Raw genomic sequence first — 636 nt, 5'->3', positions numbered from 1 at the left:
AGCCAATACCCAGTTCATTTTTCAATAGCTTGAAACGGTTACCTGGGGTGATCTGATTAAGCGCCATCGCACGAACCATCAGAGTGAGCGTTTGGCTGCCCGCGATGCCACCCATCGATGCAACGATTGGCATGAGCACGGCCAAAGCCACCACTTGAGCAATCACATCTTCAAACAGTCCGATAGTGACAGAGGCTAAAATTGCAGTCAGCAAATTGATGCCCAACCACACGCCACGTTTTTGTGAGCTTTTTAGTACTGGCGCAAATAAGTCATCGCCTTCATCCATACCAGTACCGGCCATTAAGCGCGCTTCGTAGATTTCTCGTTGCGTACTTAATGCAAATTGCCAATCGACCTCACCAATGAGAGTTTGGTCAGCATCTGTTACGGGGAGCGCGGGTAGGGCGCTATGCTCTAACGCCTCTACCGCCTCTGGCAGTGTCATTTTGCTGTCCAACACGGTAACGGTTTCAATCTCAAGTGTTTTCAAACGCACGCCTGAATCACTTCTTAAGATCTCGTAATAGTTTACTGCGCCACGGAACTGTTTGTTTCGGTTAATCAGGTACACTTGCTGCGGCGTATCGTAGCTGTAGCGTTCCATCAACTGCTTTGCGGTTCCGACCGTAATAT

At 49.1% G+C, this 636-nt stretch carries 1 protein-coding gene; it reads right to left on the bottom strand.

Annotated features, from left to right (window positions below; translation table 11 throughout):
* A partial coding sequence (locus tag R7Q09_RS26455) for a magnesium transporter (protein ID WP_411913128.1) occupies positions 1-636 on the bottom strand: 636 nt, incomplete at both ends.

Source organism: Vibrio sp. 2130-1, from assembly GCF_033339515.1.
This window is presented reverse-complemented; position numbering and strand designations above follow the sequence as displayed.